11 protein-coding genes are annotated in these 14,372 nt (G+C 69.2%); 9 read left to right on the top strand and 2 right to left on the bottom strand.

Translation table 11 applies throughout. The annotated features are described in order from the left end of the window. The coding region (locus tag ACNPNP_RS19135) for a hypothetical protein (protein ID WP_448967623.1) at nt 1-210 on the bottom strand (210 nt) is incomplete at its 3' end. A gap of 9 nt (nt 211-219) precedes the next feature. Next, entirely contained in the window at nt 220-1,152 is a 933-nt protein-coding gene (locus ACNPNP_RS19130; protein ID WP_448967622.1) for a CPBP family glutamic-type intramembrane protease, read from the bottom strand. A gap of 221 nt (nt 1,153-1,373) precedes the next feature. Between ACNPNP_RS19130 and ACNPNP_RS19125 the strand changes: the two genes are divergently transcribed. The 9 genes from ACNPNP_RS19125 (at nt 1,374) to menC (ending at nt 14,357) form a co-directional block, all read left to right on the top strand. Further along, nucleotides 1,374-2,759 carry a serine hydrolase domain-containing protein gene (locus tag ACNPNP_RS19125; protein ID WP_448967621.1) on the top strand — a complete coding sequence of 462 codons (1,386 nt, stop codon included), beginning with the start codon at nt 1,374-1,376 and terminating at the stop codon, nt 2,757-2,759. Nucleotides 2,760-2,831: 72 nt separating this feature from the next. Beyond that, a complete protein-coding gene (locus tag ACNPNP_RS19120; protein WP_448967620.1) occupies nt 2,832-4,418 on the top strand; it encodes an ABC transporter substrate-binding protein in 1,587 nt (528 codons plus the stop codon). Between the two features lie 15 nt (nt 4,419-4,433). After that, nucleotides 4,434-5,435, top strand: coding sequence for an ABC transporter permease (locus tag ACNPNP_RS19115; protein ID WP_448967619.1), 1,002 nt, complete (start codon nt 4,434-4,436; stop codon nt 5,433-5,435). Further along, the gene (locus ACNPNP_RS19110) at nt 5,435-7,180 is read left to right on the top strand and encodes a dipeptide/oligopeptide/nickel ABC transporter permease/ATP-binding protein (RefSeq protein WP_448967618.1); all 1,746 of its coding nucleotides are present in this window, start codon (nt 5,435-5,437) and stop codon (nt 7,178-7,180) included. The genes ACNPNP_RS19115 and ACNPNP_RS19110 overlap by 1 nt, the downstream gene beginning before the upstream one ends. Next, entirely contained in the window at nt 7,177-7,926 is a 750-nt protein-coding gene (locus ACNPNP_RS19105) for an ABC transporter ATP-binding protein (protein ID WP_448967617.1), read from the top strand. Before ACNPNP_RS19110 ends, ACNPNP_RS19105 begins: the two co-directional genes overlap by 4 nt. Before the next feature lie 32 nt (nt 7,927-7,958). Next, nucleotides 7,959-11,318, top strand: coding sequence for a serine hydrolase (locus ACNPNP_RS19100; protein ID WP_448967616.1), 3,360 nt, complete (start codon nt 7,959-7,961; stop codon nt 11,316-11,318). Next, the gene (locus ACNPNP_RS19095; protein WP_448967615.1) at nt 11,318-12,460 is read left to right on the top strand and encodes a M20 family metallopeptidase; all 1,143 of its coding nucleotides are present in this window, start codon (nt 11,318-11,320) and stop codon (nt 12,458-12,460) included. Before ACNPNP_RS19100 ends, ACNPNP_RS19095 begins: the two co-directional genes overlap by 1 nt. Continuing rightward, entirely contained in the window at nt 12,448-13,251 is an 804-nt protein-coding gene (locus tag ACNPNP_RS19090) for a GNAT family N-acetyltransferase (protein ID WP_448967614.1), read from the top strand. The genes ACNPNP_RS19095 and ACNPNP_RS19090 overlap by 13 nt, the downstream gene beginning before the upstream one ends. Beyond that, on the top strand, nt 13,251-14,357 hold the full coding sequence (gene menC, locus ACNPNP_RS19085; protein WP_448967613.1) for an o-succinylbenzoate synthase: 1,107 nt from the start codon (nt 13,251-13,253) through the stop codon (nt 14,355-14,357). Before ACNPNP_RS19090 ends, menC begins: the two co-directional genes overlap by 1 nt. Nucleotides 14,358-14,372 lie beyond the last annotated feature (15 nt).

Here is a 14,372-nt window from a genome sequence, read left to right as displayed (position 1 = left end):
CCAGGACAGCGACACGCACTGCACGACGATGACGGCGACGACGAGCCACCACTGCGCCGTGCCGACAGCCGGGGTGATCGGCACGTCACCGCCGCTGTCGGCCAGCAGCTCGCGGATCAGCAGCAGTGCGCCGACTGCGGCCGCTGCGGTCACCGCGGCGGCGACGACGTCTGCCGCTCGCGGTGCGCGAAGAGTGTCTGCGACGGCCATGTCCGGAGTCTATTGCGTGGCGATCGACGGGCTCGGGGCCGTCGGCTCCGGCACACCCAAACGGCCACGGGTGGCGACGATGATCACCGCGGCCGCCAGCGTCGCGATGACCATCAGCATGAGCGACAGTGTGCTGCCGTCCACCGTCGGGAACATGTCCGGCAGGAGGATCGACGCCGTGTTGTTCACGCCGACATGCAGCAGCATCGACAGCGGCAGCGACTGGTTCGTGCGGTTGAACACCCACGACATCACGATGTTGAAGGCGATGCAGAAGCCGGCGAAGTACGCCATGCGTGTCCAGTCCGCGTCGGGGTAGCCGCCCCATTCGGTGAGGAACAGCGGGAAGTGCCACAGCGCCCACAGCGGGCCGAGGATGAAACTGGACTTCATAGGACTGAAGCGCCCCTGCAGGCGGGGCAGTGCGAAGTCGCGCCAGCCCGGCTCCTCCGCGAGACCGGTGGTGATCATCTGCAGCGCGAGTCCGGGCAGAAGGAACGCGAGCGCCTCGATCGACGGCGCCTGCATGGCTCCGCCGGAGAAGACGAAGCTGCCTGCGATGAGCGCGACGGGCACGCCCACCAGCGCCAGCGCGTACCAGCGCCAGTTCACGCGCCAGCGCCACAGCCGCCCCGCCCAACGGCGAAGTCCTGGTCTGCCGTCGACCAGTGCGGTGATCAGGAGGGCGGAGGTGATCGGTCCCAGATAGGCGCCGGGCAGCACGCCCAGCAACTGACTCGTGCCGAGGACGACGGGGAACTCGTAGTCCCAGACGCCCAGGCCGTTGTCGGACAGGATGTACGGGATCCAGGCGATCCAGCTCAACGCGTTCGCGAGCACGAAGAACGAGACGAGCGGATGCCGGGCGATCAGGCCGACCGGGCCCGACCGTTCGCGCGGACTGATCCGGCCCGAAGGCGAGGTGATGGTCTGGGAGGTCATCGGATGGTTCCTTTCGCGAGGAGCGGAGCCTCATGCCCCGCCTCTACGACGCTAGGAATCGGGGTGCCCGCGGCACGAGCGGCGGAAGGTTGAAGATCGGATGCTGCATCGAAAGATGCACGCCGGTCACGTGCACCATTCGTCCTGAGCGACGAAGACGTATCCATGAATGTGTCCTGAGATACGAAAATCACCGCTGCTCGCGTGAATAGGGTGAGGCCATGGAGAGCCACGAAGAGGTCGCTGAATTCCTGAGGACCGAACTCGCACGCCGAGCATCCGCTCGTGGGGTTCCCGGCGCTGCGGTCGCCGTCGTCATCGAAGGGGAGATCATCGATCACGCGGTCGGTGTGCTGAGCACCGCGACCGGCGTCGAAGCGACTCCCGAATCCGTCTTCCAGATCGGATCCATCACGAAGGTGTGGACCGCGACACTCGTCATGCAGCTCGTGGACGAGGGAATGGTCGAGCTGGACCAGCCGATCCGCACGTACCTGCCGGAGTTCCGGCTCGGAGATGACGCCGCCACCGGATCCATCACGGTGCGTCAGCTGCTCACCCACCAGGCCGGATTCGAGGGCGACATCTTCACGGACACGGGGCGGGGAGACGACGCGATCGAGAAGTTCGTCGCGCTCCTCGCTGACATGCCGCAGACGTTCGCGCCCGGCTTCATGTTCTCCTACAACAACGCCGGCTACATCGTGCTCGGCCTCCTCGTCGAGCGTCTGCGCGGCAAGAGCTGGGAGCAGGCGCTCATCGAGCACATCGCCGCGCCGCTCGGACTGCAACGGGTGTCGCCGAGCCCCTATGAGGCCATCCTCCACCGCGCCGCAGTCGGCCACATGGCACCGGGGGACGACGGCATCGCGACAGCGGCACCCCTGTGGGCGATGGCCCGCTCGAACGAGCCGGCCGGTTCGATGCTTGCGATGACGGCGCGTGATCTCGCGGGCTTCGCCCGGATGCACCTCGCCGGCGGGACCGCGCCGGACGGCACCTCCGTGCTCTCCCCGTCAGCGGTGGAGGCGATGCGGACCACCGGCATCCGTCTGCCGGTCATCACGGGGCTCGGTGCCGCGTGGGGTCTGGGCTGGGAGATCGACCGCGACGACGACGTGCGCCTCCACGGCCATGACGGGAACACGATCGGGCAGGCCTCGTACCTGCGCATCGCGCAGGATGCGCAGGTGGCGATCGTGCTGCTCACCAACGGGGGCGACGGCCCCGGGCTCCTCCACGACATCGTGGATCCGCTGCTGCGCGAGCTCACCGGACAGGGTCTGCCTGCGGCCCCCGTTCCGACGGCGCAGCCAGGCGCAGTGGACGCCGCGCCGTACATCGGCACGTACTCGAACTCGATCTTCGACATGGAGGTGTCGCAGGACGACACCGGCAGGGTCTGGCTGGAGCAGCGTCCGAAGGGCCTTCTGCTCGAGATGGGCGAGCAGCCGTCCACGGACGAGCTGATCGCCTTCGGCGAGGACTCGCTGATCATGCGCGACGAGAAGAACGGCATGCACATCGTGTACACGTTCCTCGCTCCGGATGCCGAGGGCCGGCACTCCTACGTCCAGTTCGGGCGTGCGCTCGCGCGCACAGCCTGAGGATCGACCAGCACGACGCACGACACCCATCGCAGGCATGACCCGAGCATTCATCGCCCAGGAGGAATCGAAATGACACCGAAACGCACTGTCGCCGCGGCCGTCACCGCTGTCGGCGCTCTCGCACTGTCCCTCGTCGGATGCGCGTCCGACGGTGGAGGCGCACCGACGGGTGAACCGGTCGAAGGCGGGACCTTCACTCAGATCCTCAATGCGGACCCCGGCAACCTCGATCCGCAGATGTCGGCCGCGAGCGCTCTGTTCGACGTCACCGTCTTCGCGTACGACACACTCGTCGCCGTCGACGCCGAGGGCAATCCGCAGAGCCAGCTCGCCTCGGAGTGGAGCGTCGACGGTCTGACCGCCACGCTGAAGCTGAAGGAAGGCATCCTCTGCAGCGACGGCACGGAGTTCACCGCGCAGACCGCGGCGGACAATCTCAACTGGATCTCGGATCCCGCGAACCAGAGTGCGTTCCTCGGAGCCTTCTTCCCCGTGGGCGTGTCCACCGTGGCGGAGGGCGACACCATCACGCTGACTCTCAGCGCGCCAGCGCCCTTCCTGCTGCTGGGCCTCGCGAACCTCCCGATGGTGTGCGATGCCGGTCTGGCCGACCGCTCCACGCTCGCGGCGGCATCCAACGGCACCGGACCTTACGTCCTCACCGAAGCCGTGCCCAACGATCACTACACGTTCGAGCTCCGCGAAGAGTACGCATGGGGACCGGACGGGGCCACCGTCGACGAGACCGGCATCCCGGAGGTCGTCAACATCCGCATCGTCGCGGACGGCACGACAGCGACGAACCTCATGCTCTCCGGTGAGGGCAACGCCGCGCAGCTCCTCGGGCCGGACGCGGAGCGCGCGCTCGGCGCCGACCTGTTCACCCTGGAATCCAGCGCGGTCGTCGGCGAGCAGTGGTACAACCATGCAGAAGGCCATCCGACGAGTGATCCTGCTGTGCGCATGGCGCTGACGCAGGCCGTCGATCTCGACGAGCTGGCGAATGTGATCACGACGGGCAAGGGCGGCCCGGCGACCGCTCTCGCGACCGTGGACCCCAGAGGCTGCACCTTCGACTCGGTGTCCGACGTCCTTCCCGACTACGACGTGGATGCGGCGAACGCGGCACTCGACGCAGCGGGCTGGGAGCTCGGCGCTGACGGAGTGCGCGTCAAGGACGGCACTCCCCTGAGCATCGTGTTCCTGTATCAGAACGGCCTCGGCGCCGCGGGTACGGCCGCTGCGGAACTCGCGATCGAGGCGTGGGAGCAGATCGGCGTGAAGGTGGACGGCAGGGAGCAGGACGAGCCCTCGATCCTCGATGCGATCTTCAGCACCGGCGCATGGGATGTCAGCTGGGTTCCGGTCAGTGTGAACAGCCCAGACCAGCTGATCGGGTTCCTCAGCGGCATCGTCCCCCCGGACGGCGTCAACTTCTCCGGCATCCAGAACTCCGACTACGAGGCCGCCATCGCCGAGGCGACGCAGCTGCCCGGCACGGAGGGCTGCCCGAAGTGGCAGGAGGCGGAGTCCGCTCTGGTCGAGGCGGCGGACATGGTGCCGTTCGCAGAGGGCACCGTGTACATGTTCGGCAGCGGAGCCGAGTTCGAATGGACCGGCCAGATCGCACCGACCAGCATCCGCATGCTCGGCTGAGTGGATCTCGAACCTATGAGTACGAGCACGGTGACAGCCCGTGTGGCGGAGGATGCCACCCGACTCGGCGACAGTCGATGGCCGCGATTCATCCTCCGCCGCACTGGCCGGCTGCTCGTCTCGCTGTGGGTGCTGGTGACGGCATCCTTCCTGATGATCCACCTCGTCCCCGGCGACCCGGTGCGCACCTCGCTGGGACCGACCGCATCTGCGGCGGTGGTGGACGCGCGGCGGGAGTCCCTCGGACTCAACGACCCGCTGTGGCAGCAGTATCTGAACTACCTCCAGGGGGTGCTGACCGGCGATCTGGGCATATCGATCGGATCGCAGCTGCCCGTGGCCGACACCATCGCACAACGGCTTCCTGCCACGGCGGCGCTCGCCGTGCTCGCGTTCGTCGTCGCCGTGCTGATCTCGATCCCGATCGGAGTCGCGGTCGCCATCGCCACCCAGCGCGGGCGCGCCCGCGGCCTCGAACTCGGCTTCAGCTCGACGAGCGTGCTGCTCGGCTCCATCCCCGAGTTCCTCCTCGGCGTCGCGCTCGTCGCGGTGTTCGGAGTCCAGCTGGGGTGGCTGCCGGTCGCCGGGCGGGAGGGAGCCGCCTCGTACATCCTGCCCGTGCTCGCGCTGGCTCTCGGCCCCGCGGCGGTGCTCGCGCGCATCGTCCGGCTGGAGGTCCTCTCGGTGCTCGAGACCGACTTCGTCCGCACCGCGCACTCCAAGCGGCTGCGCAGCTGGAAGATCAATCTCCGCCATGTGCTGCCCAACGCGCTCACCGCGACCCTCACCCTGGGCGGGCTCATCCTCAGCAGCCTCGTGGCCGGAACCGTGCTCGTCGAGACAGTCTTCGCCTGGCCGGGACTCGGCAGCACCATCGTCGGCTCGATCCAGACGAAGGACTATCCGCTGGTTCAGGGCACTGTGCTCGTCTACGGCATCGGCGTGCTGCTCGTGAACACCGTCGTCGATGCGACGCTCGCCGTGCTCAACCCCCAGTCGACGGTCGCGGAGGGATGATGCGCACTCTCCGTCTCATGCTGCGCAGCCCGCTGGGTGCCACCGCGATGGCGCTCTTCGCGCTCGTCGTGCTCACCGCCGTCCTCGCTCCTCTGCTCTGGGGCGAGCAGGCGGCGGTGACCGACACGGACGACCTGCTCGCCGGTCCTTCCTCCGAGCATCTGATCGGCACCGACAATCTCGGCCGCGATCTGCTGCTGCGCACTCTCGTCGCGACACGGCTCTCCGTCGTGCTGGCCGTGCTGGCCACCGCGGTGGCGGTCGGAGCAGGCCTCGTCCTCGGCGTCGCGCCCCTCCTGCTCGGACGCGTGCTCGGACGACCGGTGATCTGGTTCACCGGTGTCGCCGTCGCCTTCCCAGGGCTGCTGCTGGCGCTCTTCTTCGCGGCGATCTTCGGCAGCAGTTCGACCGCCGCGGTGTTCGCCATCGGCCTGGCCGGCGCCCCCGCGTTCGCTCGCCTGTGCCAGAACCTCATCGCCGGCATCGAGGCGCGCGACTTCGTCGCCGCCGCACGGGTCGGTGGCGTCGACAGGTTCCGCGTGCTGCTGCGGCACGTGCTCCCCAACATCGGCGAACCTCTCATCGTCAACGCCACGATCGGCGCCGGTGGCGCACTTCTCGCGTTCGCAGGGCTCTCGTTCCTCGGCCTCGGAGTGCAGCCGCCTGAGTACGACTGGGGCCGGCTCATGATGGACGGCGTGCGCGGCATCTACCTGAATCCGCTCGCCGCACTCGCGCCCGGCATCGCCGTGGTGATCGCGGGCCTCGCCTTCAACCTCCTCGGCGAATCCGCGGCGCGCACCCTCGGGATCTCGGACGACGCCGTCCTCCTCTCGGTCGCACGCCGACGAGCCTCGCGGCGGCCGCGCACCGTCACCGCACCGACCGCACCGGCTCCGGCGGAACCCGACGGAAGCGTGCTCGAGGTGCAGGACCTGCGCGTCACGTTCCCCGGCCCCACCGGCCCCGTGCACGCGGTGCGCGGCATCTCCTTCGCGGTCCGCGAGGGCGAGATCGTCGGCATCGTCGGAGCGTCCGGCTCCGGCAAGTCGATGACCGCTCTGGCCGTGGCCCAGCTCGTCGCCGATCCGGGACGCGTGGAAGCATCCGTGCTGCGATTCCTCGGCACCGACCTGCAGACCGCGACGAAGCAGCGACGGCGCCGCCTGCTCGGCACATCGCTCGCGATGGTCTTCCAGGACCCGATGTCGTCCTTCAACCCCACCATGCGGATGGGCGACCAGCTGGCCGAAGTGGCCACCGAGCACGCCGGGCTCAACAGACGAGAGGCGCGGCGGCGCGCCGCAGATCGACTGGCCGCGGTGCGGATCTCGCAGCCGGCGCGACGGGTTCGCCAGTACCCGTACGAGTTCTCCGGCGGCATGCGGCAGCGGGCGATGATCGGGATGGGACTCATGGTCTCTCCGCGGCTGATCATCGCGGACGAGCCCACCACCGCATTGGACGTCACGGTGCAGAGCCAGGTGCTCGAGCTGCTGCGGGCGATCCGCGAGCAGGACGGCGCGTCGATCCTGTTCATCAGCCACGACATCTCGGTGGTCGCCGAACTGTGCGACCGGGTGCTCGTCATGAACGCGGGAGAGATCGTCGAAGAGCTTCGGACCTCAGAGCTCTCCTCGGCACGGCATCCGTACACCCGTGCCCTGCTCGCGGCCGTCCCGCATATGGGGCCCGATCTGGAACGACCCCTCGCCGGGATCGAGGACGAGGTGACGACGCGATGAGTGAGCTCCGCTTCGAGAACGTGTCCGTGCGATACGGCCACGGTCGGACCGCCATGACCGCGGTCGATGATGTTTCGCTCATCGTGCCCGACGGTCAGGTGCTCGGCGTCGTCGGTGAATCGGGATCGGGCAAGTCGACCCTCGCCCGCGCCGCCGTCGGTCTGGTACCCCTGCACTCCGGGCGCATCCTCGTCGACGGCGAGCCGATCCCCCGACGCGGTCCCCGCCCGCTGCAGATGGTCTTCCAGGATCCCTACTCGTCGCTCGATCCGCGGATGAGCATCGGCGCGAGCATCTCCGAGATCATGCCTTCGGGGATGACGCGGCGAGCGCGAGCGGCCGAGGTCGCCCGTCTGCTCGAGCTGGTCCACCTCGATCCGGACAAGGCGGACGCCTTCCCCGCTCGGTTCTCCGGTGGGCAGCGACAGCGCGTCGCCATCGCCCGTGCTCTGGCCGGCAAGCCGCGGGTGCTGATCGCCGACGAGATCACCTCCGCGCTGGACGTGCTGATCCAGGGCACGATCCTCAACCTCATCCGCGAACTGCAGGCCGAACTCGGCCTCTCCATGCTGTTCATCTCGCACAATCTCGCCGTCGTGCGCTACGTCTCCACCCGCGTCGCAGTGATGCATGAGGGCCGCGTCGTGGAGGAGGGCACCGCCGCCGAGGTGCTCGGCGATCCGCAGGACGAATACACCCGCGAGCTTCTCGCCGCGATCCCCCGACCCATCCGATTCACCCCGTGACGAAGATCCACCACGTAATGAAGGAGCACAACGTGACCCGCACAATGCGCATCGACGACGTCCTCGCTCTCACCGTCCCGAGTCAGCCGGCCCTCTCCCCCGACGGTGCACGGCTCGCGTACGTCCTCGGAGGCGTCGACGTCGATGCTGATCGGGCGACCAGCGCGATCTGGCTCGTCGAGGACGGCGCCACCCGCGCGCTCACTCATGGCACGAGCGACACCGCTCCGGTGTTCTCCCCCGCCGGTGACGAGCTCGCCTTCCTGCGCGACGGCCAGTTGTGGACGCTGCCGCTCGCCGGCGGCGAGCCGCGTCAGCGCACCCGCATCCCGCTCGGCGCCGGCGCCGCCGTCTGGAGCCCCGATGGCTCGAAGATCGCGTTCACCGCCCCCGTGGCCGTGGAATCCGGCGAGACGGAGACCGACGAGCAGCGCGCAGCGCGTGAAGGCGCCCCCATCGTCACCGATGCCATCGATTACATGATCGACGGCGACTGGTTGATCCGCGGGGTGCGCCAGCAGCTGCACGTGCTCGATCTGGCGGGCGACAATGTCCGGCGGCTCACAGACGGCGACGTGCATGTGAGCAGCCCAGCGTGGTCGCCGGACGGGACGACGCTCGCGTACACCGCCCGCCCTTCCGACGCGACCGACCTCGAGGCGCGCTCCGCGGTGCACGCCGTCGATCCGGCCGACCCCGCCGCACCGCCGCGCGAGCTCGCGTTCACCGACGGCTACGCGGCGACGGTGTCGTACACGCCAGACGGCGGATCGCTGATCGTCGTCGGCTGGAGCGGCGAGCCGGTCGGTCACGCCGGCCTGTTCACTGTCGACCTCGCATCCGGGAGCGCGACGGATCTCGCAGCCTCCCTGGACCGCAACGTCATGCCCGGCGCTCCGGCCTACCCCGGCGCGCTGCCGCAGGTCACGGACTCCGGCGACGTGCTGTTCGCCGTCAGGGACCGCGGGGCGACCCATCTGTACGCGGTCCCGCGCGCCGGCGGCGACCCCCGCCATGTGTTCGGAGGCGCGGACGAGGTCGTCAGCGGCCTCTCGGTCGCGGGCGGCACCGCCGCCGTCGCGCTGTCGACGCCCACGTCGTTCGGCGAGATCGTGCGGATCGATCCTGCGACCGGTGCCGGCGACGTGGTCACGTCGCACGGCTCAGCGCCGGAGGGCGTCGAGCTGTTCGTGCGCGAGAGTCGTGAGTTCACCATCAGCGACGGCACCGTGGTTCAAGGCTGGATCGTGCGCGACCCATCGGTGACCGGACCGACCCCGCTTCTGGTGGATGTGCACGGCGGCCCGCACAACGCCTGGAACGGCGCGATGGACGAGATGCACGTCTTCCATCAGGAACTCGCGGCACAGGGGTGGACGATCGTCATGATCAACCCGCGCGGCAGCGACGGATACGGCGAGGAGTTCTGGAAGGGCGTGAACGAGGCCTGGGGCGTCGCGGACGCGAACGACTTCCTCGAGCCCATCGACGAGCTCGTCGCCGACGGCACCGCCGATCCGAAGCGACTGGCGATCACCGGTTACAGCTACGGCGGGTTCATGACCGCCTACCTCACGGCTCACGACGATCGCTTCGCCGCCGCAGCCGCCGGCGGCATCGTCTCCGACCTCGTGAGCATGGGCGGCTCGAGCGACGACGCGCACCTGCTCAACGTCTTCGAGATCGGCAGGATGCCGTGGAGCTCGGCGGACCGCGAGAGCCTCATGGCGATGTCGCCGTACACCGCGGTCGAGAACGTCACCACACCCACCCTCGTGCTGCACGGAGAGAAGGACCTTCGCTGCCCTCTCGGCCAGGCGCAGCAGTGGTACGCGGCGCTGCGCGAACGGGACGTGCCGACGCGCCTGGTGGTGTACCCGGGCGGCAGCCACATCTTCCCGCTGATGGGCGTGCCCAGCCACCGGGTCGACTACGCACGGCGCGTCGTCGAATGGGTGCAGCAGTACGCCGGCAGTGCCGACGGACCGCGCCCCGCACGTGTCGACGCCGCGCACTGGCAGCGGCGCCTCGACGCACTCTCGGCCCTGCACGGGGTGCCGGGTGCGCAGCTCGGCATCCTGCGGTACGACGCGCAGGGAGCGGATGACGTCGTCATCTGCTCGACCGGAATCCTCAACCGGAACCTGCCGCCCGCATCCGCGGCGCCGCTCGATGACTCCCTGTTCCAGATCGGCTCGATCTCGAAGGTCTGGACGGCGACCGTGATCATGCGCCTCGTCGAAGAGGGCCGCTTCACGCTCGACACGCCGGTGCACGAGATCATTCCCGGCGTACGTCTCGCGAACGATCACCTCACGGACGGCATCACGATCCGTCATCTGCTCACGCACACCAGCGGTCTCGACGGCGACGTGTTCACCGACACCGGTCGTGGCGACGACTGCCTCGAGAAGTACGTCGGCCTGCTCGCAGAGGTCGGCGAGAACCACCCGCTCGGCGCCACGTGGTCGTACTGCAACGCCGGCTTCTCGCTGCTCGGGCGCATCATCGAGCAGGTCACGGGCAAGACCTGGGACGACGCCATGCGCGAGCTGCTGTTCACCCCGCTCGGCCTCACGCACACCGTGACGCTGCCGGAGGAGGCGCTGCTGCATTCCGCAGCGGTCGGTCACGTCGATGCCGGTGAGGAGCAGGTCCTCGCCCCGGTATGGGGGCTGCCGCGCTCGCTCGGCCCTGCCGGTCTCATCGCCGCACGCGCAGAGGATGTGCTGGCCTTCGCCAGGCTGCATCTCGCGGGAGGCATCGGCGGCGGTGGCGAGCGGCTGCTGTCGGCGCAGACCGTGTCGGACATGCAGGCGTTCCACGCTGAGGTGCCGGACAAGCACGTGCTGGGCGATTCGTGGGGGCTCGGCTGGATCCGATTCGACTGGAACGGCGCACGGCTGTACGGCCACGACGGCAACACGATCGGGCAGGCCGCCTTCCTGCGCGTGCACCCGGAATCCGGGGTCGCGGTGACGTTGCTGACCAATGGCGGCCATACCCGCGACCTGTACGGCGATCTGTACCGGGAGATCTTCGCCGAGCTGTCCGGTGTGCGGATGCAGGAGCCCGTCCAGCCGCCGGCGGAGCCGATCGACGTCGATCTCACGCCCTTCGTCGGCACGTACGAGCGCGCCTCCGTGCGCACCGAGGTCTACGTCGCAGAAGACGGCAGCCCGATGATGCGCACGACCACGCTGGGACCGCTCGCCGAACTCGAAGCCGATCCGGTGGACGAGTACTCGTTGACCGCGCTCAGCGAGAACGTGTTCGCGCTGCGTCAGCCTGGAACCCAGACGTGGGTCACGGTGACGTTCTACGCGCTGCCCACCGGCGAGGAGTACGTGCACTTCGGCGCACGGGCGACCCCCAAGGTTGCGGCCGGCTGATGAGTACGCCTTTCCCTCTCCGCGCGCGTCCGATCACCGAGGCGACGATGGTGGACAGCATCCGCCGCCTGATCGAGTGCGAGTCGCCCTCGGACGATCACGCCGCCGTCGCGCGTTCGGCCGATCTGGTCGCCGAGCTCGGCACGCTGTTGCTGGGCTCGGCACCGGAGCGCATAGAGGTCGAGGGGGTCGCGCATCTGCGATGGCGGTTCGGCCCATCGACGCGCGTGCTGCTGCTGGCGCACCACGACACCGTCTGGCCGCTCGGCACTCTGCGGCGCCTGCCGTACGGCGTGCGCGGGGGCGTGCTCTCCGGCCCGGGGAGCTTCGATATGAAGACCGGCCTCGCCATGGCCCTGCACGCAGTCGCGGCGCTCGAGGATCGCGATGGCGTCACGATCCTCGTCACCGGGGATGAGGAGCTGGGCTCTCCTCGCTCACGCGCGCTGATCGAGGAGACGGCTCGCGGCGCGAGCGCCGCCCTCGTGCTGGAGGCGTCCGCGGACGGCGGCGCGCTCAAGACCGAGCGCAAGGGCGTCGCGCTGTACGAGATGGTCGTCTCCGGACGCGCAGCGCACGCCGGGCTCGAGCCGGAGAAGGGGGTGAACGCCGGTGTGGAGCTCGCGCACCTCATCATCGCGGCCGCCGCGCTGTCGGATGCGAGCGCCGGCACGAGCGTCACCCCGACCCTCGCCGCATCCGGCACGACGACGAACACCGTCCCCGCCGAGGCACGCCTGCGGATCGACGTGCGCGCGCGCACGATCGCCGAACTCGAGCGCGTCGATTCCGCTCTGCGCGGCTATACATGCGTCGTACCCGGTGCCGGGGTCGACGTGCGCGGCGGCGTCAACCGCCCGCCGCTGGAGCTCGGGATGTCGGCGCCGCTGTTCGCACTCGCCGCGAAGGTCGCGGATCGTCTGGGCCTCGCACCGCTGAGGCAGGCCGCGGTCGGCGGCGCGAGTGACGGGAACTTCACCGCGGGGCTGGGCGTGCCGACGTTGGACGGGCTCGGCGCGGTCGGTGGCGGTGCACATGCCGATGACGAGCACGCCCTCGTCGCCGAGATCGTTCCGCGCACACGCCTTCTGACCGAGCTGGTCGCCGAGATATCGAGAACGGAAGAGCCATGGCACAACTGACGCGAGACGATGCGGTCGCAGTGGCAGCCGTCAGAGACGCCGGACGGGCGGCGTCCGCCGCCGGCGTCGACCTGCGCGAGTTGACCGGCATGGGCGAGCAGGCGGAGGCCATCCGGTTGCTCTCGGACATCTGGAAGCGTTCACCGGAGAACCCGCCAGTGCCGCCGGAACTGCTCCGCGCGATGAGCAAGGCCGGCAACTACATCGCCGGCGCCTTCATCGATGGCGAGCTCATCGGCGTGGCCATCGCGTTCCACGCCGATCCCGATCGACATGCCCTGCACAGCCACATCGCCGGCATCGCTCCCGCCCACGCCGGCAGATCAGTCGGCTTCGCCCTCAAGCAGCATCAGCGGGCGTGGGCCCTGTCGCGCGGCATCGACACGGTCGAGTGGACCTTCGATCCGCTCGTCGCGCGCAACGCGTACTTCAACCTCAGCAAGCTCGGCGCGGTGCCGGTGGAGTATCTCGCGAACTTCTACGGCGAGATCGCCGACGGCATCAACACCGACGATGAGACGGACCGCCTCCTCGTGAGCTGGCGCTTGCGCAGCGCGGAGGCCATCGCGTGCGCGTCCGGCGCCTCGCTGACCGTGGCGAGGGAGCCGGGCGACACGGCCGTCGCGGTGCCGGCCGACATCGAGCGCGTCCGGCGGGAGGACATCGCCGCCGCGCAGCAGTGGCGACGCCGTGTGCGGGAGCAGCTCACCGGGCTGCTGGACGCCGGCGGACGCATCATCGGATTCGATCGGGCCGAGGGATACCTCGTGCGCCAGGGGAAGGACTCGTGATGAAGATCGAAGGACTGGAGCTGCGCCGCGTCTCGATGCCGCTGGTGTCCCCGTTCCGCACCTCGTTCGGAACGCAGACGGCGAAGGACATCCTGCTGATCAGGGCCGTCACCGAGAACGCGGAGGGATGGGGGGAATGCGTCACGCTCCCCGACCCCGTCTACTCCCCCGAGTACACCGAGGGCGCCGTCGACGTCATCAGGCGCTTCCTCGCCCCCGCACTCGCCGGTGCGGAGCTGACCGGGGCGCACATGGTCGGCGAGAAGCTCGCGAAGTTCAAAGGTCACCGCATGGCGAAGGCCGCCATCGAGATGGCGCTGCTCGATGCCGAATTGCGCGCGGCCGGCCGTTCATTCGCCCGTGAGCTGGGCGGCGTGCGCGACACGGTGCCGTGCGGGGTCTCGGTCGGAATCATGGATGAGGTCCCCCGGCTCCTCGACGCGGTCGACGAGTACCTCGACGAGGGCTATGTGCGCATCAAGCTGAAGATCGAGCCGGGGTGGGACATCGACGTGGTCCGCGCAGTGCGCGAGCGCATCGGAGACGATGTGCAGCTCCAGGTGGACGCGAACACCGCCTACACGCTGCGCGACGCCCAGCATCTCGCCCGCCTCGACGAGTTCGGTCTGCTGCTCATCGAGCAGCCGCTCGAGGAGGAGGACGTGCTCGGTCACGCGGAGCTCGCCCGCATCCTCCGTACGCCCATCTGCCTGGACGAGTCGATCACGTCGGCGCAGACGACCGCTGCCGCGATCTCCCTCGGAGCCACCAGCATCGTGAACGTCAAACCGGGACGGGTGGGCGGCTATCTCGAGGCGCGACGCATCCACGACGTCGCGATGGCGCACGGCACCCCGGTGTGGTGCGGCGGGATGGTGGAGTCCGGTCTGGGCCGCGCGGCCAACATCGCCCTGGCCTCGCTGCCCGGTTTCACCCTTCCGGGGGACGTGTCGGCCAGCGACCGCTTCTACCGGACCGACATCACCGAGCCGTTCGTGATGAAGGACGGCCACCTCGCAGTGCCGCAGGGGCCCGGCCTCGGCGTCACCCCCGTACCCGAGGTGCTCGACGAGCTCACGACCTGGACCGAGTGGGTGCCGATGTGAGGTTATGCTCGCGGA

It is taken from the genome of Microbacterium xerophyticum, from assembly GCF_053543555.1.
Note: the sequence above shows the minus strand (reverse complement) of the source record. Positions and strands in the feature narration are given on the sequence as shown.